This is a genomic window from Serratia sp. CY83965 (genome assembly GCF_052166375.1).
In the GTDB taxonomy this organism is placed as follows: Bacteria; Pseudomonadota; Gammaproteobacteria; order Enterobacterales; family Enterobacteriaceae; genus Serratia; species Serratia marcescens.
Map to the genome: position 1 here is coordinate 79293 of NZ_JBJNOV010000007.1, position 20011 is coordinate 99303.

General features: G+C 55.7%; 25 protein-coding genes. 7 read left to right on the plus strand and 18 right to left on the minus strand.

The window, feature by feature from the left end:
* Positions 1 to 34: 34 nt before the first annotated feature.
* From ACJ8PL_RS15180 to ACJ8PL_RS15190, 3 genes are all read right to left on the minus strand, one after another.
* A complete protein-coding gene (locus tag ACJ8PL_RS15180) occupies positions 35 to 172 on the minus strand; it encodes an AcrZ family multidrug efflux pump-associated protein (protein ID WP_016927779.1) in 138 nt (45 codons plus the stop codon).
* Between the two features lie 193 nt (positions 173 to 365).
* On the minus strand, positions 366 to 836 hold the full coding sequence (locus ACJ8PL_RS15185) for an Rrf2 family transcriptional regulator (RefSeq protein WP_234214244.1): 471 nt from the start codon (positions 834 to 836) through the stop codon (positions 366 to 368).
* Between the two features lie 131 nt (positions 837 to 967).
* On the minus strand, positions 968 to 1363 hold the full coding sequence (locus ACJ8PL_RS15190; protein WP_016927781.1) for a DUF427 domain-containing protein: 396 nt from the start codon (positions 1361 to 1363) through the stop codon (positions 968 to 970).
* Between the two features lie 230 nt (positions 1364 to 1593).
* Here ACJ8PL_RS15190 and osmB point away from each other — a divergent pair, with 230 nt between their 5' ends.
* Positions 1594 to 1806, plus strand: a complete 213-nt coding sequence (gene osmB, locus ACJ8PL_RS15195; protein ID WP_004940700.1) for an osmotically-inducible lipoprotein OsmB — start codon at positions 1594 to 1596, stop codon at positions 1804 to 1806.
* 153 nt (positions 1807 to 1959) lie between these two features.
* On the opposite strand, the gene ACJ8PL_RS15200 is transcribed toward osmB, so the two are convergent.
* On the minus strand, positions 1960 to 3579 hold the full coding sequence (locus ACJ8PL_RS15200) for a methyl-accepting chemotaxis protein (protein ID WP_442531261.1): 1620 nt from the start codon (positions 3577 to 3579) through the stop codon (positions 1960 to 1962).
* Positions 3580 to 3917: 338 nt separating this feature from the next.
* Here ACJ8PL_RS15200 and ACJ8PL_RS15205 point away from each other — a divergent pair, with 338 nt between their 5' ends.
* Complete coding sequence (locus tag ACJ8PL_RS15205) at positions 3918 to 5156, plus strand: hypothetical protein (RefSeq protein ID WP_197755040.1); 1239 nt, start codon at positions 3918 to 3920, stop codon at positions 5154 to 5156.
* A gap of 46 nt (positions 5157 to 5202) precedes the next feature.
* Positions 5203 to 5601: a hypothetical protein gene (locus tag ACJ8PL_RS15210; RefSeq protein ID WP_016927784.1), complete on the plus strand. Its 399-nt coding sequence runs from the start codon at positions 5203 to 5205 to the stop codon at positions 5599 to 5601.
* 6 nt (positions 5602 to 5607) lie between these two features.
* Here ACJ8PL_RS15210 and ACJ8PL_RS15215 read toward each other — a convergent pair whose 3' ends face one another.
* Both ACJ8PL_RS15215 and mrdA read right to left on the minus strand, forming a co-directional pair.
* Positions 5608 to 7326 (minus strand): penicillin-binding transpeptidase domain-containing protein, encoded by a 1719-nt coding sequence (locus ACJ8PL_RS15215; RefSeq protein ID WP_016927785.1) that lies wholly within the window; start codon positions 7324 to 7326, stop codon positions 5608 to 5610.
* Positions 7327 to 7433: 107 nt separating this feature from the next.
* Positions 7434 to 9359 (minus strand): penicillin-binding protein 2, encoded by a 1926-nt coding sequence (mrdA, locus tag ACJ8PL_RS15220; protein WP_033640389.1) that lies wholly within the window; start codon positions 9357 to 9359, stop codon positions 7434 to 7436.
* 294 nt (positions 9360 to 9653) lie between these two features.
* On the opposite strand from mrdA, the gene ACJ8PL_RS15225 reads away from it, so the two are divergent.
* Positions 9654 to 9935, plus strand: coding sequence for a YjcB family protein (locus ACJ8PL_RS15225; protein ID WP_004940713.1), 282 nt, complete (start codon positions 9654 to 9656; stop codon positions 9933 to 9935).
* Between the two features lie 37 nt (positions 9936 to 9972).
* On the opposite strand, the gene ACJ8PL_RS15230 is transcribed toward ACJ8PL_RS15225, so the two are convergent.
* Complete coding sequence (locus tag ACJ8PL_RS15230) at positions 9973 to 10419, minus strand: MarR family winged helix-turn-helix transcriptional regulator (protein ID WP_060445182.1); 447 nt, start codon at positions 10417 to 10419, stop codon at positions 9973 to 9975.
* A gap of 252 nt (positions 10420 to 10671) precedes the next feature.
* Between ACJ8PL_RS15230 and ACJ8PL_RS15235 the strand changes: the two genes are divergently transcribed.
* The gene (locus ACJ8PL_RS15235; protein ID WP_016927788.1) at positions 10672 to 11871 is read left to right on the plus strand and encodes a multidrug efflux MFS transporter; all 1200 of its coding nucleotides are present in this window, start codon (positions 10672 to 10674) and stop codon (positions 11869 to 11871) included.
* A 171-nt stretch (positions 11872 to 12042) separates the two neighbouring features.
* Here the strand turns inward: ACJ8PL_RS15235 and ACJ8PL_RS15240 are convergent, their stop codons facing one another.
* The 4 genes from ACJ8PL_RS15240 to ACJ8PL_RS15255 all read right to left on the minus strand — a co-directional run bounded on the left by ACJ8PL_RS15240 (position 12043) and on the right by ACJ8PL_RS15255 (position 14628).
* Positions 12043 to 12534 carry a nuclear transport factor 2 family protein gene (locus tag ACJ8PL_RS15240; protein WP_033640394.1) on the minus strand — a complete coding sequence of 164 codons (492 nt, stop codon included), beginning with the start codon at positions 12532 to 12534 and terminating at the stop codon, positions 12043 to 12045.
* A gap of 9 nt (positions 12535 to 12543) precedes the next feature.
* Entirely contained in the window at positions 12544 to 12996 is a 453-nt protein-coding gene (locus ACJ8PL_RS15245) for a MoaF-related domain-containing protein (protein WP_232036931.1), read from the minus strand.
* Between the two features lie 310 nt (positions 12997 to 13306).
* Positions 13307 to 13741, minus strand: a complete 435-nt coding sequence (locus tag ACJ8PL_RS15250; protein ID WP_079449254.1) for a glyoxalase — start codon at positions 13739 to 13741, stop codon at positions 13307 to 13309.
* 17 nt (positions 13742 to 13758) lie between these two features.
* Positions 13759 to 14628, minus strand: coding sequence for a helix-turn-helix domain-containing protein (locus ACJ8PL_RS15255; protein ID WP_016927792.1), 870 nt, complete (start codon positions 14626 to 14628; stop codon positions 13759 to 13761).
* A gap of 178 nt (positions 14629 to 14806) precedes the next feature.
* Here ACJ8PL_RS15255 and ACJ8PL_RS15260 point away from each other — a divergent pair, with 178 nt between their 5' ends.
* Together ACJ8PL_RS15260 and ACJ8PL_RS15265 are read left to right on the plus strand one after the other, a co-directional pair.
* Positions 14807 to 15724 carry a DMT family transporter gene (locus ACJ8PL_RS15260; protein WP_016927793.1) on the plus strand — a complete coding sequence of 306 codons (918 nt, stop codon included), beginning with the start codon at positions 14807 to 14809 and terminating at the stop codon, positions 15722 to 15724.
* A gap of 54 nt (positions 15725 to 15778) precedes the next feature.
* Positions 15779 to 16675 (plus strand): PhzF family phenazine biosynthesis protein, encoded by an 897-nt coding sequence (locus ACJ8PL_RS15265; protein ID WP_079449256.1) that lies wholly within the window; start codon positions 15779 to 15781, stop codon positions 16673 to 16675.
* Positions 16676 to 16741: 66 nt separating this feature from the next.
* Here the strand turns inward: ACJ8PL_RS15265 and ACJ8PL_RS15270 are convergent, their stop codons facing one another.
* The 7 genes from ACJ8PL_RS15270 to ACJ8PL_RS15300 all read right to left on the minus strand — a co-directional run.
* Complete coding sequence (locus ACJ8PL_RS15270; RefSeq protein ID WP_261459449.1) at positions 16742 to 17122, minus strand: hypothetical protein; 381 nt, start codon at positions 17120 to 17122, stop codon at positions 16742 to 16744.
* Positions 17123 to 17147: 25 nt separating this feature from the next.
* A complete protein-coding gene (locus ACJ8PL_RS15275; protein ID WP_261459450.1) occupies positions 17148 to 17639 on the minus strand; it encodes a hypothetical protein in 492 nt (163 codons plus the stop codon).
* Between the two features lies 1 nt (position 17640).
* Positions 17641 to 17970 (minus strand): hypothetical protein, encoded by a 330-nt coding sequence (locus ACJ8PL_RS15280; RefSeq protein ID WP_016927797.1) that lies wholly within the window; start codon positions 17968 to 17970, stop codon positions 17641 to 17643.
* Between the two features lie 31 nt (positions 17971 to 18001).
* Positions 18002 to 18403 carry a hypothetical protein gene (locus tag ACJ8PL_RS15285; protein WP_261459452.1) on the minus strand — a complete coding sequence of 134 codons (402 nt, stop codon included), beginning with the start codon at positions 18401 to 18403 and terminating at the stop codon, positions 18002 to 18004.
* Positions 18404 to 18415: 12 nt separating this feature from the next.
* The gene (locus ACJ8PL_RS15290; protein ID WP_442531262.1) at positions 18416 to 18970 is read right to left on the minus strand and encodes a hypothetical protein; all 555 of its coding nucleotides are present in this window, start codon (positions 18968 to 18970) and stop codon (positions 18416 to 18418) included.
* A gap of 67 nt (positions 18971 to 19037) precedes the next feature.
* A complete protein-coding gene (locus ACJ8PL_RS15295; protein ID WP_197783095.1) occupies positions 19038 to 19406 on the minus strand; it encodes a hypothetical protein in 369 nt (122 codons plus the stop codon).
* A 14-nt stretch (positions 19407 to 19420) separates the two neighbouring features.
* On the minus strand, positions 19421 to 20011 hold a 591-nt coding region (locus ACJ8PL_RS15300; protein WP_442531263.1), incomplete at its 5' end, for an RHS repeat-associated core domain-containing protein.

Here is a 20011-nt window from a genome sequence, read left to right on the forward strand (position 1 = left end):
CGTCAGGGGGCGTTGCGTCCCCTGACGTTCAAATTCAGCCGTTATTTTTTCGGCCGATAGCGGAAAAGACGTTGAACACTTCACCCAGACCGTAAATCGCGCCGAGCAAGACGGCCACCATTACCGGCACCAGGACCACCACGGTGGCCAAGCTTTCAATCATTTCTAACATCGTTCTCTCCTGGTTTATAAGCACAGCGAATCTGCGCCGGAAGAAAAGGTTTCCGGCCAATCGTTCGATTATCGTGGGGAGGCAGTCTAAAACGTGAGACACATCACACTTGATGCGAGCTAATGTAACTTACACAATTACATTAACGCAATGCAAAAAATGCTCTGCGGGAAGACGGAATTGGCGTGGATTTTTATTGCGTATCCGCTTGATATTGCGATGAACAAGGGATGAAAGGATAGCCGGCTTGCCGCTCGACCTGCCCGGCCATTTCGGCGATGCTGGTTTGCGCCAGGCTGGCTTCCAGCGCGTGACCAACGCGCGCAAACTCTTGCTCCAGCACTGGGGTAATAGCGTGGCCGATATAACACGCATCGTTAGGCCGGGCGCGGTGCAGCATGAAATAAGGTTGATCCTCCACCGCGCGATACACGTCCAGCAGCGAGATCGCTTCTGCCGGCCGCGCCAGCAGCGCCCCGCCGCCTTGCCCCATCTGCGAATAGGTCAGCCCGGCCTCCGCCAGAGCGCCGAGGATCCGCCGCACCACCGTCGGGTTGGTGTTGACGCTGCGCGCGATATCTTCGGAACGCACCGTCTGGCCACGACACAGCGTGATGTTGGTCAGAATATGGATGGCAACGGCAAATCGCGTAGAGGTAGACACCTTGGCACCTGCTCAGAGTTTCGTTTATGTCGGATTAAAACATAAGGAAAGCGTATCAGTTTCCAGTAATACACATAATGAGTAGGGATAAGCGGAATGTCAACCTGCCCCCGCCCGGCGGCGGCGGCAGGTCAGGCTTCAGTACTGATTTCTGTCACTTTATCGGGATAAAATGCCAGATGATCCTTGATCGCCACCACGGCGTTGTAAGGCATTTCATAGCTCCAGGCCGTATTGGCCCCCTGCCCGCCGTTCAGCGCGAAGGTGAAATAACTGCAGTCGCCCTTATACGGGCAGTAGCTGACGTGCTCGTTTTTCTGCAACAGCGCCATATTCACGTCCTCACGCGGAAAGTAAAACACCGGCGGATAGGTGGCTTCCTGCAGGATGAGCGCATTGCGACTGTCGGCCAGGATTTTCCCGGCAGCACGCACCACGACTCGCGTCGGATGACGGGTCAAGGTGATCGGGTGATCCGGGCCGGGGATTTTCACCGGTTTGCCGGATGCGGAAACGAGATCGGACATGGCGGCCTCCAGAGTGTGTGCCCCGCCCCCGCGAGGCGTCTTCCCAGTATAGACCAGCGGTTTTGTCGGCGGCCGCACATTCGGCGAGCAATCGCTTTTCACCGCCGCAAAATTAAGAATTTTTACCTGTTCGATTTTCTTTCTGAGGAATACATTCATCCCAACTTCTACCGGCGGGTTAATCGGATTATTTTTAATCCATTAATCAGCCAATTTACCAGGAACTCATTATGAATATTAAACGTGCCGCAGGTGTGTTGGTGGTGGTGATGGCGACGCTTTCCGTTACCGCATGTGGGCATATGTCCAATCGCGATCGCAACACGGCGATCGGCGCGGGCGTCGGCGCGGTCGGCGGCGCCGTGCTGACCGACGGCAGCACGCTGGGCACCCTCGGCGGCGCAGCGCTGGGCGGCATTATCGGCCACCAGACCAGCCGTTAATCCTCCCGTTAAAATAATTCTCTGCAGGCCGGCGCTTTTTTAATCCACAAGCGCCGGCCTGTTTTTATTTATCGAAATAACGTCCCTTAGCGCGGGGAAATAATGAATAACATTAAGCGCAGCTTTATTATTCATTAACCCGCCCAGGGTTATTTATTGCACCGGCAGCCTGAAACGCGCCATCGCTTTTTCCAAGCGTTCCGATTCGCCCTGCAGCGACTGCGAAGCCTCGGTCACTGCGCTCACCACGTCGCCGGTTTGCTGCGCCACCTGATTCAGCGTCGCAATGCGCGCCGTCACGGCCTGAATGCTCTCCCCTTGATTGAACGACGCCAACGAGATTTCCCCCATCAGCGCGCTGCATTTGTTCACCAGATCGATAATCTGGCGCAGATTACCCGTCAGAAGTTCGACCGCCTGCGAACCTTGATCGATTTGCAGCAGCGAACGGTTGATCAACTGCTGGATATCGCGCGTCGAATGGCTGCTTTTTTGCGCCAGCAGGCCCACCTCTTTGGCTACGATGGCAAAGCCGCGGCCGTGAACGCCGGCATGCGCGGCCTCGATCGCCGCATTCAGCGCCAGAATATGGGTCTGGAACGCCACGCTGTCGATCAGCGCGACAATGCCGCGCATCTCGGCCGATTGGTTGACGATCCCGTGCATCGAAACGTTGACGGTTTGCATCATCTGCTCACCGGCGCCGGCGCACTGCCGGGCCAATTCGGTTCGTTGGCTGGCCTGCTGGGCGTATTGGCCGTTTTCTTCCACCCGCGCCGCCAGCTGCTGCACGTGCTCGGTCGCCAACTGCAATTCCCCGTCCTGCTTCACCGACTGCGCCGTCAACTGTCGATTGCCGTCCGCCAGCCGCTCGACGCCGTTCAGGATCCCGCTCGCCGCATCGCGCACCTCGCTTACCAGGCGCTGCAAGCCGCTTTGCATATGGCCAATGCTGGTCTGCAGCTGACGCATCTCGCGGTTCAACGCCCGCTCAGGCGGCAGCGGCCGCGAAAGATCGCCGGCGGCCAGCACGTTGAGGTGGACAATTGCCCGCTGCAGCGGTGCTATCACCCAGCGGGCGACGCCGAACCACACCCCCACGGCGATCAGCGCCAGCGCGGCCAATGCGCCAAGCGCAAAGGTCTTGGCCTGCTCCAGCGCCGCCAATTGCCGCACGTTGACGTCATCGCCACGCTGTTCGTTCAGCGCCTGATACGCGAGGTACTTTTCGTTGAAATCCGCCTGAAACGCCTGGATCGGCACGGCGAAAAACGCATCGATGCTGGCGCTGTTTTGCAACCCTTGCGCCTGTTCCTTCAGGCCGTCATAGAACAGGCGATAACTGTCTTTCAGGGCGCCCGTCGCTTCGGGCGCAGCCGCGCTCAAGCGCTCGAACCGGGCAAAGGCCTGCTTTGAAGCCGCCAACGCCGCCAACGATTCATCCAGCAGGCTATGCCAACTGCCGTCGGAGCCGGTGACTTTGTCCTGCAGATAATAGATGCCCGCGCGGTTCAGGCTGTCGCTGGCCGTCAGCAGCGACAGTCTGGCGCGATCCATCGTCGCCTGCTGGCGATGCAACCCGTCGCCCGTCACCAGGTTAACCTTGGCGTCGCGCAGAATATTGGAAATAAATACGGTGGAAAACAATTGCAGCAGAGAAAATAGCGCAATAACGCAAATTATGCCGCCTAATAAGCCCTTGCCGATGCCAAATGCGTGCGGCAGCGCTGCCGCAGGTTTTACCCGGCGGCCAAGTGTCAGTTTTATGTTCATGATTTTTAGTCAGTCATACCAGGATGCCGCGAGTCTAACGGGCATTGATGACACCACTATTTCAGCTTGCTTTGTGTCGCCCACCGCAAACCAGGGCGACCCAATAATCGGAATTTCTCGTCAACGCTCATTTTTATTTCTTGACTTGTCTAATGCCGGATTTATAGTTTTTCCATTAAACAAGAAACAAAGTTTCATATATTAATCGACAGCGAATTTAATATATGAAACACACATATAAAATCGTCTCAAATATAAAACTGATGAGCAAAATCACCCTATTCACAGGTGGAATTCGCTCGCCTTAATAAACCGTCTACTTTCACCAGGGGCCAGGCATGCGCAAGATCACGCTTTGTTTTTTTCTTGTTTCACCAGTAAGTTACGCGACCACTGTCGCATTGCCCAGCGACACTGCTGCCACCATGGCGCCGGTAAAAAAAAGCCGTCCGGCATTTCCGCATATTCATTGGCAAAGCGAGGATAATAAAAAGAATATTGATATCGGCGGCGCGCTGCGCGCCAATTATCGCTATGAAGACTGGCGCAGCAGCAATTATCGAAATCCTCCGCATTTACGCTTTGACGCCTTTCGCATTGATACCGCCGGCCAGGTCAACGACGCGTTTTTCGATAGCGGGTTCTGGTTTCAGGATCGGCGCAAATACGCCATCGACCGCGCCTATGTCGGCTACCGCCTGTCTGAGCGCTCCACCGTGCAACTGGGCGCGCCGTTCAAACCGTTCGGCCTGATGCCCTACCCGCAGTTCGGCTGGTCGTACGGCATTCCGTTTTACCTCGGCTTTGGCGTCAACACCGGACTCGGCGCCAAATACCAATACCAGCATGACGATTGGGCCTTCGACGCCGCCTACTACCCGCGCATGATGCCGACCGGCGTGCGTTACGCCCCCGACGTCGCCAGCTACGGCGATCTGAAAAACACCAACTATGCGTCACAGCACCTGCAGCGCAACGAAAAACGCGATCAGATAAACCTGCGGCTGACGCGCGCTTTCCACCAGGGCAGCTGGGACAATGAGCTCGGCGGTTCGCTGGCGGCCTCGCGGCTCTACAACCAGGCGACCGGCGATAACGGCAGCTTCTGGGCGGCGGGCCTGCATACGCTGGTGAATAACGATCCCTGGCATCTGTCCGGCCAAGTGATCCGCTACGGTTACGACGCCAAAGGCCCGGCCGGGGCCAATAATTCGGTGATCCTGATGGGCGGCAACGGCCTGACGCCGGCCTATCTGATCCCGTCGCAGGCCACCACCGCCGCCATCAACCTGGCGCGCGACGTCGACGTACCCTGGGGGCCGGTGAAAAAGCTGCGCTTCTACAACGACTACAGCGTGCTCTGGAAGGATAAGCACGGCGGTTCCGACTCCAAAATGAATACGCTCGGGGTGCAGGTGTTCGCCATGCCGGTGATGCTGTGGGTGGATCTGACCTGGGCGCAGAACGCCAACCCGTGGGGCGGCGTGGAAAACGCCACCGGCTGGACCGGCACCCAGTCCTCCGGCAGCAATAAATGGTATTTTCGCACCAACGTAAACATCGGTTACTACTTCTGAGCGCGGCGGGATCTACACTGAAGTATCGCCGTCAATCGGAGAAATCATGATGCTGAGCGCGCAAACGCTGCATATTGCCATTAACCGCCCCTGTGACGAGGTGTACGCCTTTCTCAGCCAGCCGGAAAATTTCCCCTTGTGGGCCAGAGGGTTAGCCAACAGCTTACGGCGGGAAGGGGAAGATTGGGTGGCAAACACCCCACAAGGGCCGATCCGCATTCGCTTCAGCGCGCCGAATGCCTTCGGCGTGCTGGATCATTGGGTGACGCTGCCGGACGGTGGCGTGGTCTACGTGCCGCTGCGCGCGCTCGCCAACCGGCGCGGCACCGAGGTGATCTTCACCCTGTTCCGCCAGCCGGAGATGGACGACGCGCTGTTCGCCCGCGACGTCGGGCTGGTGAACGCCGATCTGCAGGCGCTGAAGCGCCTGCTGGAATCGCGCTAATCCCCCTTACCCCTTGACCGACGACACCACGTTAAGCGGCTGGGCGTCCGGCAGAATATTCATGTGCTCCAGCACCTGGGCCATGATCTTGCCGAACACCGGCCCGGCCACCGAACCACCGAAGTGCTTGCCGGCTTTCGGGTTGTTGACCATCACCACCAGCGCCACCTGCGGATCGCTGGCGGGCGCCACGCCGGCGGTGTAGTTGATGTAGCCGCCGTCGTATTTGCCGCTGGGGCCCATTTTCTCGGCGGTACCGGTTTTGATCGCCAGCCGATAGCCCGGCACCGCGGCGCTCACCCCGCTGCCGCCCGGCAAGGCGTCGCTCTCCATCATATGCACCACGGATCGTACCGTATCCGCCGGCAGAATACGTTGCCCCATTACCGGCGGCGTCACCTTAGTGATCGACAGCGGCCGATAAATGCCGAAGGAACCGATAGCGGCATATTCGCGCGCCATCTGCAGCGGCGTCACGCGCAGCCCATAGCCGAAGGAGAAGGTAGCGCGTTCGATATCGGCCCAGCGTTCACGGTGCTGCGGCAGATAGCCGCTGCTCTCGTTGCCGATGCCGAGCTCGGTCGGCCGCCCCAGGCCAAAGCTGCGGTAGACCGCCGGCAGTACCGTGGCCGGCAGCGCCAGCGCGATATGCGATACCGCGATGTCGCTCGATTTTTGCAGCACCCCGGTGATGGTCAGTTTCGACCAGTGGCCGACGTCTTTGATCAGGTGACCGTTCACCCGATACGGCGTGGTGTCCAACACGGTATCCGGCCGGATCAGCTTATGTTCCAACCCCACCATCACCACCACCGGTTTCACCGTCGAACCCGGTTCGAAGCTGTCGCTGCTGCACACGTTGCGGATATCTTTCGCCGGCGTGCTGCCATAGTTGTTCGGGTTGAACGATGGATAGCTGGCCATGCCGAGGATTTCGCCGGTGTCGATCTTGACCAGCACCGCGCAGCCTGAGTCGGCCTGGTTAGCCACCACGCCGTCGCGGATCTGCGCATAGAGCACGTACTGGATAAATTTGTCGATGCTGAGCGTCACGTTCGGCGGCGGCACCGGATCCACGCTTTTGAGCACGCCGATCACCGCGCCGCTGCCATCCTTCTGATAGACCCGCAGGCCGTTTTTTCCCTGCAACAGCGGGTTGAACCCCAGCTCGATGCCCTCCAGCCCCTGATTGTCCTGGCCGACGATGCCGATCAGCCCGGCGGCATCCTGGCCCATCGGATAAAAGCGGCTGAAATCCTGCTCGGCGCTGACGCCGGTCAGGTGCAGTTTGCTGATGTAGGCGGCGTTGTCGTCCTCCACCTTGCGCGCCAGGTAGACAAAACGTTTGTGCGCGTTGCTCTGGATCAGATGCTGGATGTCCGCCAGCGGGATCTTCAGCACGTTGGCCATGCTCTGCCAGCGTTCGTTGCCGGTATCGGTCTGGGTATCGAGAATATGCTTCGGATCCAGCACGATGTCTTTGGACGACACGCTGACCGCCAGCGCCTCATCGTTGCGATCGGTGATCATGGCGCGGTTGGTCGGCACCACCTGGGTGCGGATCGAACGCTGGTCAGCCTGATTGGCCAACTGCTGGTGTTCCAGCAGTTGCAGGTAGCCGACCCTGAACGCCAACAGAAAAAAACAGACCAGCATGCCGGCGCAAATCCAGCCGAAACGAACTGTGGAATAGGTTTTACCGCTCTTTTTGGTCGATGGCGCCACTGTTGTGTTAACCCTGCGTTTTTATTCAGTTTATGGTGTTATTTCAGTCTACCTTGCCGGAAATGGTCAGGAGATTGCAGTTTGTAAGAAAGTAAAAACAAACCGCATCACCGTTGCACATCCGCGCTGTCGTTTAACTGCGGTTTACTTTGCGGCGTATCGCCGGGCTGTGGCGCGTTGGCCGGGTCAAAAATGTGGTCGAGGATCGCGCGCGCGGTCGGCCCCGCCACCACGCCATCGCCGCCGCCGTTTTCCAGGATCAGCGCCATCGCCACCCGGGGATTTTTGTAGGGCGCAAACAGCGTATAAAAGATGTGATCGCGCAGCCGCACCGGGATCATTTTGGCGTTGTAAGTCTGGTTTTGCTTCAGGCTGAACACTTGCGAGGTACCGGATTTGGCGGCGATCTGATACGGCGCGGTATGGAACAGCTTGTAACCGGTGCCGTTCGGCAAGTTGGCCATGCCGTACATGCCGTTGCGCACGATGCCCCAGTAAGGCGAGTTGGGATCGCCGATCTGCGCCGCTTGCGCCGGCGGCTGGTAGCGCGTCACCCGGTTGCCCTGCTGCAGCGAATACAGCAGGTGCGGCGTTTTCACCTTGCCGTTGTTGAGCAGCGTGGTCAACGCTTTCACCATCTGGATCGGCGTCGCCACCCAATACCCCTGGCCGATGCCCACCGAGACCGTATCCCCCTGATACCAGCCCTTTTTGTGCACCTTCAGTTTCCAGTCGCGGCTTGGCAGCACGCCGCGGTACTCTTCGTTCAGATCGATGCCGGTGGACTGACCGTAGCCGAATTGGCTCAGCCAATGGTGAATGCGATCGATGCCCATCTCATACGCCACCTGATAAAAGAAGGTATCGGCGGACTCCTCAATCGCTTTGGTGACATTGAGCATGCCGTGGCCGGTTTTCAGCCAGTCGCGGTAACGGCGCTCGGTGCCGGGCAGCGTCCAGGTCGGCGCGCCGAAAAAGGTGGTGGTGGGCGTGATCACCCCGGCGAACAGCGCCGAAACGGCCATATAGGGCTTCACCGTGGAAGCCGGCGGGTACAACCCTTGGGTAACGCGGTTGATGAGCGGCAGCTCCGGATTGCTCAACAACGTTTTATAGGCCTGATAGCCGATGCCTTTGACGAAGGGATTGGGATCGTAACTGGGGCTGGAGACCATCGCCAGAATGCCGCCGTCGCGCGGATCTTCCACCACCACCGCGGCGCGTTGCCCCTTTAGCACCGATTCAATGTACTGCTGCAGCGGCAGATCCAGCGTCAGGTAAATGTTTTTGCCGGCCTGCGGCGGCTGTTCCTTCAGCAGCCGGATCACCCGCCCGTGGTTATCCACTTCCACCTCCTGATAGCCGGTGGTGCCGTGCAGCTCTGACTCGTAATAGGCTTCGATGCCCTGTTTGCCGATGTTGCGGTCGGCGGCGTAGTTTTCGCTCAGGCCGGCCTTGTCCAGGCGCTTGAGATCGCTGTCGTTGATCTTCGACACATAGCCCAGCACGTGCGCCAGCTGAGCGCCGTAAGGATATTCACGCTGTTGATAGGTATCGATTGTTACCCCGTCGAAACGGTATTGATTGACGGCAAAACGCGCCACCTCGGTGTCGCTCAGCCCGGTTTTTAGCGTCACCGGCTTGTAGCGGCTGTTGTGGTGCATATCGTCGCGAAACGCGCTGATGTCTTCCGGCGTCAGATCGACGATCGGCGTCAGCGCCTGCAGCAGCGCCGCCATGTCGGTGATTTTGCTGGGCGTGATCTCGATACGATACAGTGTCACGTTTCGCACCAGCGGAGTGCCGTTGCGATCGAAGATTAACCCGCGGCTGGGAGCGAGCGGCAGCATCTTGATGTCGTTCTGGTTGGAGCGCGTCTGGTAAAAACCATGCTGGCGGATTTGCAGCCGGTAGAGATTGGCGATCAGCACGCCGAAACAGGCCACCACCAGCGCCAGCGCCACGCCCGCCCGGCGGATGAACAGCCTCTCTTCCGCGGAATGATCGCGAATTTTTTCTTTTAACAGGGCCATGCGGTGCCGGTACCTTTTGCGTCACATTTCCCCGCAAAATCAGGGAACTGAAAAGCCGGCAAGCATAGCGTTATCGGGCGCGCCGCCCCATGAAAAGGTTGCTAATGAAATGGCATAACTGTTTCAGCATATTGGAATGTTACCGGCGGCGATTTTTTCACCGCGATCCCCATTGAGCCGCCGTTCGCCTCAATGCTACAATGTGATCTAAATCACATTATTCCCGTTATTCCCCCGCATTTCCCTGTCGGCGCCCTGCCGGATGCGGCTTTTTGTTACATAGGATCGAGTTCGATGAGTACCATTGCCACCGGTTTAGTCATGATGCGCTGGGAGTTGCTGAGCGCCGTGATGATGTTCTTCGCCAGCCAGTTAAACGTCGTTTGCCGTAAAACCAGCCGCAACGGCATGGCGTTCATGTTCAGCAGCCTGGGCCTGTTTACCGCCTGCTGGTTCGTGATGGGCCTGATGGGCATCCACCTCACCCTGGAAGCCTTCACCCAATTCTGGTCATCGGCCTGGGATCGCTACGTGGACGTGGTCAGCACCATGCCGGCCGATTGGCCGATGCCGTAACCTCGCTGCACGGGCGGCGCATCTGCCGCCCCGCCGATTATTCCTCGTCCGTTGGCGCCGCCGCCAGTCGCGCCATCAACGCCCCCGCCTCTATCAACAGCGCCTGCTCCCGCTCCGTTAAACAACTTTCCATCGCCGCCAGCAGCCACGCCTCGCGTCGGCTGCGGCTTTGCTGCAGCAGGCCCAGCCCGGCGGGCGTCAGGCGCACCCGCACCCGGCGTTTGTCTTCGGCATCCGGCGTGCGCACCAGCAGCCCATCACCCTCCAGCTCACGCAAGGCGGCCGCCAGGTTAGAGGAGCGCATGCGCTCCGATTCCGCCAGCAGCGACGGCGTCGCCTCGCCGCCGTGGCGATCGATAGCCCCCAACAGCATCAACTGGGCCCAGGATTTTTCGTCGCTGCGCGACTCGCGCCGCAAACGGCGCACCAGCGACATTAACTGCGTGCGCAGCAGCGTCACGTCTTCAGGGTGATCTTTTTTCATTGGCATCAATCTAGCGTTCAGTTTATCCCTGCTTTCACACCGCCGGATCGCGCAGTGCCTTGTCTGGCTACCGCGCCGCTCTGGCTTAACCTGGTTACCTATGATAATATAGCTATTAATATATAGCAAAAAAAGACACTACATCGGCAGGGTTACGTTTGCTCACGCATTTGCCCCTCGCCGATTAATTTGCAGTGTTATTATTATCTTGCTTAATAAATCTCTTCTTATTCAACGTGGTACGGTAAGCCGATGGAAGCGTGGAAAGTCAATCTGATCTCGGTCTGGCTCGGGTGTTTCTTCACCGGGCTGGCGATGAGCCAAATCCTCCCTTTTCTGCCGCTGTACGTCGAACAGCTCGGCGTCAGCGATCATCAATCCCTCAGTCTGTGGTCCGGACTGGTGTTCAGCGGCACCTTTTTGGTCTCGGCGGTGGTGTCGCCGCTGTGGGGCAGCCTGGCCGACCGCAAAGGCCGCAAGCTGATGCTGTTGCGCGCCTCGCTGGGCATGGCGATCGTCATCGCGCTGCAGGGGCTGGCCACCAACGTCTGGCAGCTGTTCGCGCTGCGCGCCCTGATGGGGCTGACGTCCGGCTATATTCCCAACGCCATGGCGCTGGTCGCCTCGCAGGCGCCGCGCGATAAAAGCGGATGGGCGCTGGGCACGCTCTCTACCGGGCAGATCTCCGGCGTCATCGCCGGCCCGCTCTTGGGCGGGCTGATGGCCGATCATCTGGGGCTGCGGGTGGTATTTTTCGTCACCGCCGGGCTGATGTTCGTCAGCTTCCTGGTGACGCTGTTCCTGATTAAAGAACGGCGCATTACGGTGAAAAAAGCGGATCAGCTGAGCGGCAAGGCGGTGTTCCGTTCACTGCCTTATCCGACGCTGATCGTCACCCTGTTCGTTTGTACCTTAATGATCCAGCTGGCCAACTCGTCCATCAGCCCGATCCTGACGCTGTTCATCCGCGAGCTGTCGGGCGATGTCAGCAATATTGCCTTTGTCAGCGGGATGATCGCCGCCGTGCCCGGCATTGCGGCGCTGATCTCCGCGCCGCGCCTCGGGCGGCTCGGCGATCGCATCGGCACCGCGCGCATCCTGATCGCCGCGCTGCTGTTCACCACCGCCCTGTTCGCCGTGATGGCCTGGGTGAATACGCCATTACAACTGGGCATTCTGCGCTTCCTGCTGGGTTTTGCCGACGGCGCGCTGATGCCGGCGGTGCAGGCGCTGCTGCTGAAGTATTCCTCCGATCAGGTGACCGGGCGCATCTTCGGCTATAACCAATCCTTTATGTACCTGGGCAACGTGGTTGGCCCGCTGCTGGGATCGGGCATTTCGGCGATGATGGGGTTCCGTTGGGTGTTCGCCGTGACGGCGGTGTTGGTGCTTTGCAATGCGCTGCAGCTGCGCCATCAGTTCAAAAAAGTGGAAAATCAACGCGCGGGATAACGGGAAATGTGGGGAAACGCCTCAAGCAGTGGCGGGACAATGACGCCCATCAACCGTACCACCACTGCCAAAGGCGGCCGTAGCCTACTCGACGCGGCGGTCATTTAATATTTATGTAAGTAAATAAAGTGTTGCGGGCGCGTTGAGGGCCGCCGCAGCGGCCCTTGTGGCTCAGAACATGGTATTGTCGTTAGCCGATTTCTCCGGCACATCCTGATTGACGTCCCAATGCTCGGTGATTTTCCCCTGATCGTTCACCCGATAAATATCCACGCTGGCGGTGCCGCGATCCTGCGGGTTATTTTGGTATTTGACGTGAACGTAGACCAGATCGCCGTTGACCGCGCTGCGGTATATTTTGGCGCTGTATTGCGGATTGTCTTTGAAGGTCTGGCTGAAGAAATCGAGGAACGGCTTGATGCCGTCGCCGACGAACGGGTTATGCTGCTTGTAGTTTTCCACAATCAGCCTCTGCGCCACGCCGATGTCGTGGCGGTTGAAGAAGCCCGCGTACAGATCCTCCACCACCTTCAGCTTTTGCTGGGCATGATGATAGCCGCCTTTGCCGGCCGACTTTTGCGACGCCGTCTGATCCGTTGACAACGCCGGGTAACTCGCCAGCAAGCCGCCGACGATCGCACAGGTGATCAATGCCTTTTTCATAACTGCTCCTTAGTTTCCTGAGTGACCTACGATTTTCAGCTGCCCTTTCAGATGGGTGAAGCTGCCGTCCTTGGCGGCGATGTTGGTGTACACCTCGCCGCGCTCAAAGTCCTCGATATGCGTCACGTTGTCGCCGGACTGCGGTTCGTGCCAATAGACCATGTAGACCTTCGGCCGAATCTCCACCGCGGTGTACTGCACCGTATCGGTGATGCCCTGCGACGCCTCGCCGATACCGGTGAAGGTCATGGTCTTGCCATCGGTAAAATCCAGCTTGAAGGCAAAATCGCCGAAGGTCACCTGCACCACTTTACCGACCGCAATAAACTGCCCGTGTTTTTCCGTCATCGTCGCCGCCTTACTGTTTGTCAGGGAGGGTTGCGCCGCCATAGCGGCAGGCAAAGCCAGGGGGAAAGTCAGGGCTATCGCCAGCGCGATGCCCGTTCGTTTCACTGTTTTCATCGTTCCTTCTCCTTTCCGTGGTTGAAAACGAGAATCATTATTATTTCTTAAGCATTGATGGAAATATAAGAATAATCTCCATTACCATCAGGCACCTGGCAGCAAAAAAAGACGAGGGAAAATCGCCGTAAAATGGCATGGCAATAGCGCGTTCTGGCCCTTGGTTTTTACGCAATGAACGGGATTACTGCTTTCAAGGAAGGAAACAACTCGGGGATTCGATAGGTCTATAGCGCAGATCGCTTTAAGCTAATGCGTATTTGTTCTTAGGCCGCCCGCCGCTGCGAAACGGCGACGAACGGCACGGCGTTTAACGCAGCCAAGGCGTATAGGTGACGCCAACCAGCAGTCCTTCCGGGCTGAGCAACCGGGTAACGCTTTGCCCCCACGGCTCTTCGCGGTTGGCGACCAACAGCCGATAACCACGATCGACCAGCCCCTGGGTGGCTACCGCCATGTCGGCTACGTCAAACTCGATCCACGCCTGCGGCACCGCGAGATCCGCCGGCCAGCGATCGCCGCCAAAACAGGACTGCGCCGCCTGCGCCAGCGGCCACAGGGCGAAATGCTTCACGCCGCCCAGCGCGCCTTGCTCCGACAGCAGATAGGTTTCGTTGCCCGGCATCGGCTTGAGCGGCAGCCCCAGCGCCTCGACATAAAACGCCTTGCTCTCGTCGCTCTCACGCGTGATGGGCCCGAATCCGGCGACGAACAACACGCCCAGCCCGGCAAATTGTTGATCCATGCTGCACTCCCTTTCGGTTAGCGCCCCTGCCGCACCTGCAGCGGAGCAAATCCATAGGCCGCCTTGAAGCGGTTGCTGAAATGGCTGGCGGAACTGAAGCCGCACGCCAGCGCGATCTCGGTGATCGGCTGTTGGCTATGCCGCAACAGCTGTTCCGCCCGCTGCAGCCGGGCGCGCATCACGAACTGGTGCGGCGCCAGGCCGGTGGCGTGCTTGAACATGCGGGCGAAATGGTATTCGCTCAACCCGGCCTGCACCGCCAGATCCGCCAGCAGCAAAGGCCGATCGAGGTGGCTTGCGATATATTCACGCACCCGCCTGGCTACCGCAGGGGCCAGGCCGCCGCGCACCGGCGGCAGCTTCCACTGCAGCTGGCTGTAACGCTGGATCAGGTGTGACATCAGCAGGTTCGACGCGCTGCTGAGCGCCAGCAGATTGGCGCTGTCCTGCCAATCGCAGTTGAGCAAAAACTGACGATACAGCAGCGTGATCTGCGGATCTTCGCCGAAGCTGCGCTGCTCCACGTTGATCGCCGCCGGGCTGCGATCCCAGGTCTGCTCCGCCAGCTGCCGCAGATGCCCGTCGGTGCAGTACAGATGCACGAACGACAGATCGCTGCGCACATCCCAGGTGGAGGCGTATTGGCGCGGCATGATGCAGAACCGATCCGGCCCGCCGCCGTTGCGCCAGCCGCCCGGCACCTGCTGGTAGCACTCATAGCCGTCGGCGACGTACAGGCTCAAGGTATGGTGGTCGGCGCTCTCCTGCGTGACGCGATCGTTGCAGTTGGACCAGGCGGCCAGCTCCACGCCGGTGCCCAGCAGCACGCTGCCGTGCAGCCGCGCTTTATGCTCACGCAGTGTTTCAAACGCCTGATAGTTGGACATCGCCGGCCCCGTTGTTCGACATGCTGACAGTGTAAAGAGTGGCGCCGCGGCATGCCAGCGGCCGCCCCGCGCTTTTGGCAAAAAAAGCGCAAGAATATGCAACTGGGCGCAAGGCGCTGCAAGCGCCGCCGCACGCCAAAGCGGATACTGCGCCATCGGTTTTTTCGGAGTAAATAGAATGAATGCGCTGTTATACCTCGCCGTGGTGCTGATTTGGGGCACCACCTGGATTGCGATCACCCTGCAACAGGAAGGCCCGGTGGCCATTCCCGTCTCGATCGCTTACCGCTTCGCCATTTCCGCCGCGGTGATGTTCGCCGTGCTGTTGCTAACGCGCCGCCTGCGCCGTCTCGCCCCGCGCGATCATCTGTTCTGCGTGCTGCAGGGCTGCTGCGTGTTCGGCTTCAACTTCTTCTGCTTCTACCATGCGGCGGCTTATATCAGCAGCGGGCTGGAATCGGTGATCTTCTCGATGGCGGTGCTGTTCAACGCCCTTAACAGCCTGCTGTTCTTCCGCCAGCGCCCCAGCCCCAACCTGCTGCCGGCGGCGCTGCTGGGGTTGACCGGCATCGTGGCGCTGTTCTGGCAAGATCTGGCCGCCACCCGCATGGCGCCGGAGCTGCTTAAAGGCATCGGCCTGAGCGCGCTCGGCACCTACGGCTTCTCGCTGGGCAATATGATCAGCGCGCGCCATCAGCGCCGCGGGCTGGATATTTTTTCCACCAATACCTATGCCATGACCTACGGCGCGCTGTTAATGGCGCTGATCGCCCTGGCGCAGGGCGCATCGTTCCAGATCGAATTCAGCAGCCGCTATATCGGCTCCCTGCTGTACCTGGCGATCTTCGGATCGGTGATCGCCTTCGCCGCTTACTTCAGCCTGCTCGGCCGCATCGGCGCCGGCGCGGCGGCCTACAGCACCCTGCTGTTCCCGCTGGTGGCGCTGACCATCTCAACGATCTACGAAGGCTACCAGTGGCATTTCAACGCCGTGCTGGGCCTGTGCCTGATCCTGCTGGGCAACCTGGTGATGTTCGCCAAGCCGGGGCTGAAGTGGCGACGGGCAGATATCTCAAAACAAAACTCAACCCTTTGAAGCCATTGGCGAATATCGTTATCATCAGGTTTTGTTGATAACGGATGATGGCCAATGCTCAGAAGTGATGATGTGACACCCCGCGCCTACAAACAGGTGGACGTTTTCACCGCCACGCCGCTGCTCGGCAATCCCGTGGCGGTGGTGCTGGAAGCCGAAGGGCTGAACGACGCGCAGATGCTGGCATTGGCCCGTTGGACCAACCTTTCGGAAACCACCTTTGTGCTTAAACCGACGCACCCGGCGGCGGATTATAAGGTGCGTATTTTCACCACCGAAAAAGAGCTGCCCTTCGCCGGCCACCCGACGCTGGGCACCGCCCACGCCCTGCTGGAAGCCGGATTGACGCCCAAACGGTCTGGAACGGTGATGCAGGAATGCGGCGTCGGCCTGGTGGCGGTCAATATCCAGCCGGAAGGCACCTTGGCGTTCGCCGCGCCCGAAGTTGAGTTCCGCCCAATGGCGGCTGAGGAAACCGAACGGCTGATGGCCGCTTTACGGCCCGCGGTGATTGCAGCAATCCCCCTGCCGGTGATTGCCGAGATGGGCATTCGCTGGCTGATGGTGCGCCTGCCGGACGCGCAGTCCTGCCTGGCGGTAACGCCGGATCAGGCCACGATTAAACAGCTGCAAACGGCGTGTGATGTGGATGGCGTGGTGATCTATGGCCCCTGCTCCGCAACCGAACCGGCCGATTACGAAATGCGCGCGTTTATGGTGGAATGCGGTGTTTTGATTGAAGATCCGGTAACCGGCAGCGCCAACGCCTGCCTGGCGCGCTTGCTGAAGGCCAACCGCTTCCCCGACGGCGACCGAACCGCACAGGGCTACCAGGTGCGCCAGGGCACCCAACTGAAGCGAGATGGCCGCGTGAGCGTGCGCTTTATTGACGGCGAGCCCTGGATCGGCGGGCAGTGCTGCACCCTGATTAACGGCACATTGGGTATTTAGTTTGGAGATGTAGGATAAGGAAGGCGTTGGACATTTGGAGGGGTGTTTACCCTATCGGATCGCGATTCATGAATTGCTAAAAACAAAGCTTTCCTCTGCTAAGTTATGTTCTTTCCTATGTTGCACATCCCAGTCAAAGTAGCCATCAGGCTGTTTGGATTCTACGCCTTTCAGCCAATACTGTTCACCATAAGCTATCAGCATTGCCCAATGATATTCAATTTCATGGCTCCTGAGACAGACAGCCGTATAACTGTTGATAGGCTTGCACACTAAGCTCGATGATAAAACCAATAACTCCGCGTCACTTTCAGACTTTTGCGCATATTTAACAATGATCGCTTTAAGCATTTCCACCCAAGTATAAAAATTGAAAACTACAGTTTCACCCGAGTCATTCTCATCTCGAAAAAGGACACCATCAACCAGACTAGATTTGTTAATCATTGGTAATCTGCATCAAATTAAAAACTCATTGATTATTAGGATTAATACTAATGATGTCAATTAGAAAAATATCATTATCAGCGATACCGAAGTCAAGATAAAAACCCAACGTGGATTTTATATGCAGCCGACCGTTTAACCTTATAACATCAAGAAATGGGTTAGAGGTCGTAGAGTACATGAACCATTTCAATTTATTATACTTATCTGCTCTGACAATAAAACCATCACTCCCCATTTCGCCCTCCCCGCGAAATAAAACGTCACCATCAGGAAGCAATACCTTGTTGTTTATTTGAATTTCAGACCACAAATCATCACGTTTCTTAATGAATGAGCTTAACGAAATAACACTCCCATATGAAATTCCATACTCCTTATTAAAAGTATTTTTGAAGCCATCACTTTCTTCAGAGTAAATATTTATCTCTCTTGCTGTATTGTTTTTACTTACGATGAGAACCACTCCAATTAACTGACCACGCTCCCATTTCTCTTGTATTTTCTTGATATCCATTTTACTTCCCGCCAATTATTTTATCAATTTTTGACCGCCACAAAAGCACCCACCTATTTTCCAATGCCACAGAGTAGTTTTCAATTAAATAATAGTCATTTTCATCATTATGGGATGTAAAACACTGATCAACACCATTGACAATCCATGATAGCAAATTTAAAACATCCTTATCACATTCGTTTTCTTTTAAAAATGCCCCTGAATTATTTATTAAGTCACTTAACAGCTTTTCATCAAAGAACGACCTCTCAAAAAGCGAGTGGCAAAAAGTCCCTTCAATCAAGTCATTTTTGTTATTCATAACATCAAGCTTTAATTCCTTGCTCACATTGAACTCCTAATCATTCCATGGTTTTTTTCTATGAAATCAAAAAGTCAAAAAAACTCTTTGCCTCTAAATACAGTGAATTTTCATGGTCACCATCTTTATACCTGACGATGAACACTGAGAACGGTTCTTCACTATAATTCACTGCAATTATTTTAACTTCCCGTTCAGTTTTAAAAGCTTGTGAATAGATTGACATCATGGAAAATTGATCATCCACATCTACTTCAAACCACGGAGAGATGTTTTCAACTAAATGTGAATTAACAACCCCATCATCATCAATGTAAAATTCAAATATAACCTCACCGGATATAAAGTAAACCCTGTCATACATCGGATGAAAAACCGGTGGTGTATCCGAATCTATGTAGCCAGTAACAATTATATCACCCACCCCATATTTAATTATATTCTCACTAAATTCACTCATATGCTCCATAAGCTAACGCCAGAATGAAAAATCAGATACGAAAATTTCGTTTATTATCACCCCGCCAGGAATATCGTTTATCGCATCGGCAATCTCATCATATGGGCATGGGAGGATAAACGAAATACCAAAGTCATCATTAATAACTATTGAACCATTGTATATTTTCTGTGATATCGTCAGCTTGATTATATCTGTTATTTCCATTCCGGGAAATATGATTCCATTATAGCCCCCTTGGTAATGAGCATTACATCCAAGTGACAAAATGACACCGTCTTTATCAGTTATGACGGATAAGGTATTATCGGCTGTATATGACCTTCGCTCACTCCCGTCAGGTAGGGAGTGATTTTTAATCTTAACGCTAAATCTGGATTGCATCTCATTAATATATAATGAAATATTTTCATTTAGAACGACATTCCCTATGGAAACACCAGACACAATCCTAGCGTTAAAATCAATCATGTTAGATACCGTAATATAAAATGATTTATCAATGTTTATGGATGGATATTTCAAAATTATCAAACCTGCTTTTAGATACTTTTTTACTCTAGACATTTAGAACCGACTGAGAATTGTCGGCTCTAACGCAGATTTAGAAATAGTTACATTGTTAACGTGAACACTAAGAGTCAGGATAGACGACTCTATAATCCTCATCCCTATGAAGCTTAGTCCAAATTCCATCCTTCCACTTCACATCTCCATCTCTTAGTATTTTTTTTATTTTTCTCTCAAAGTCTGGATTAAAAAAATCATTAGATTTTATTTTCACGTCGATCACATGATTATCATCACAAAGAACATCCCCTAATCTATCAACTCTATCTATAACCTCTATATTATAATCATCTAGTTCTGCTTTTGCCACATAGCGCCCCTTATCATCTTCACAAGGAAGTGAAACACCAAACGCCCTTTCCAGCTTAATAAGCAGCTTATCAAATGGAATGTCTTCCAATAATAAAATACCTAATTGCCTATTCTCGTTCACAGCCACTCTCCATTTCATGAACATCCGGAACGCCCTAACCTTCTTTGGACGTCGCCTTTTCTAGCCAGATCATCTAACTCATGGGTGTAGAATACCCTAAACCCAAATGGTTCATTTCTTAACCCTGGGAATTTCTGCCTTAACTTCGAATCGATAGACTCCTCTATTGATTTCATCCCCCCAAGCTTAGATGCGTCCCGGCGTCTGTTCCTAAACTCAGGTGAACTCGCTAAGTAATCCGACTTAATAAATCCATCAACATCGAAATCATTCATGTTAATAGGTCTAGCAATCGCAGGATCATGGGACTTACTTATTCCACTTGCAGCACTACCTCTATATCCAACGGTTGCGTTTGGATCTATCTTCTGTATAGCAGGAAGATGTTCCAATAGGATCTCATCAATTTGTTGCTGAAGGCTATTTAAGCCACTAAGTCCTAGAGGATCTATCCATCCCAAAGGATTTGGAGCATATCTATAAAGGTTCAACCCACCGCGCAGCCCTATCGGATCCTGCGTGGTGAAACGCCCCACCTCGGGTTCGTAGTAGCGGAACAGGTTGTAGTGCAGGCCGCTTTCGTCGTCCTGGTATTGCCCGGCGTA

Excerpts from the sequence above, each read along its gene's own strand:
- mrdA (WP_033640389.1), bottom strand. The coding sequence starts at position 9,359 with ATGGCCCTGTTAAAAGAAAAAATTCGCGATCATTCCGCGGAAGAGAGG.
- ACJ8PL_RS15285 (WP_261459452.1), bottom strand. The coding sequence starts at position 18,403 with ATGAGTGAATTTAGTGAGAATATAATTAAATATGGGGTGGGTGATATA.
- ACJ8PL_RS15240 (WP_033640394.1), bottom strand. The coding sequence starts at position 12,534 with ATGAAAAAGGCATTGATCACCTGTGCGATCGTCGGCGGCTTGCTGGCG.
- osmB (WP_004940700.1), top strand. The coding sequence starts at position 1,594 with ATGAATATTAAACGTGCCGCAGGTGTGTTGGTGGTGGTGATGGCGACG.
- ACJ8PL_RS15250 (WP_079449254.1), bottom strand. The coding sequence starts at position 13,741 with ATGGATCAACAATTTGCCGGGCTGGGCGTGTTGTTCGTCGCCGGATTC.
- ACJ8PL_RS15200 (WP_442531261.1), bottom strand. The coding sequence starts at position 3,579 with ATGAACATAAAACTGACACTTGGCCGCCGGGTAAAACCTGCGGCAGCG.
- ACJ8PL_RS15260 (WP_016927793.1), top strand. The coding sequence starts at position 14,807 with ATGAATGCGCTGTTATACCTCGCCGTGGTGCTGATTTGGGGCACCACC.
- ACJ8PL_RS15270 (WP_261459449.1), bottom strand. The coding sequence starts at position 17,122 with ATGATTAACAAATCTAGTCTGGTTGATGGTGTCCTTTTTCGAGATGAG.
- ACJ8PL_RS15190 (WP_016927781.1), bottom strand. The coding sequence starts at position 1,363 with ATGTCCGATCTCGTTTCCGCATCCGGCAAACCGGTGAAAATCCCCGGC.
- ACJ8PL_RS15205 (WP_197755040.1), top strand. The coding sequence starts at position 3,918 with ATGCGCAAGATCACGCTTTGTTTTTTTCTTGTTTCACCAGTAAGTTAC.
- ACJ8PL_RS15275 (WP_261459450.1), bottom strand. The coding sequence starts at position 17,639 with ATGGATATCAAGAAAATACAAGAGAAATGGGAGCGTGGTCAGTTAATT.
- ACJ8PL_RS15225 (WP_004940713.1), top strand. The coding sequence starts at position 9,654 with ATGAGTACCATTGCCACCGGTTTAGTCATGATGCGCTGGGAGTTGCTG.
- ACJ8PL_RS15265 (WP_079449256.1), top strand. The coding sequence starts at position 15,779 with ATGCTCAGAAGTGATGATGTGACACCCCGCGCCTACAAACAGGTGGAC.
- ACJ8PL_RS15290 (WP_442531262.1), bottom strand. The coding sequence starts at position 18,970 with ATGTCTAGAGTAAAAAAGTATCTAAAAGCAGGTTTGATAATTTTGAAA.
- ACJ8PL_RS15235 (WP_016927788.1), top strand. The coding sequence starts at position 10,672 with ATGGAAGCGTGGAAAGTCAATCTGATCTCGGTCTGGCTCGGGTGTTTC.
- ACJ8PL_RS15210 (WP_016927784.1), top strand. The coding sequence starts at position 5,203 with ATGATGCTGAGCGCGCAAACGCTGCATATTGCCATTAACCGCCCCTGT.
- ACJ8PL_RS15255 (WP_016927792.1), bottom strand. The coding sequence starts at position 14,628 with ATGTCCAACTATCAGGCGTTTGAAACACTGCGTGAGCATAAAGCGCGG.
- ACJ8PL_RS15230 (WP_060445182.1), bottom strand. The coding sequence starts at position 10,419 with ATGAAAAAAGATCACCCTGAAGACGTGACGCTGCTGCGCACGCAGTTA.
- ACJ8PL_RS15180 (WP_016927779.1), bottom strand. The coding sequence starts at position 172 with ATGTTAGAAATGATTGAAAGCTTGGCCACCGTGGTGGTCCTGGTGCCG.
- ACJ8PL_RS15245 (WP_232036931.1), bottom strand. The coding sequence starts at position 12,996 with ATGAAAACAGTGAAACGAACGGGCATCGCGCTGGCGATAGCCCTGACT.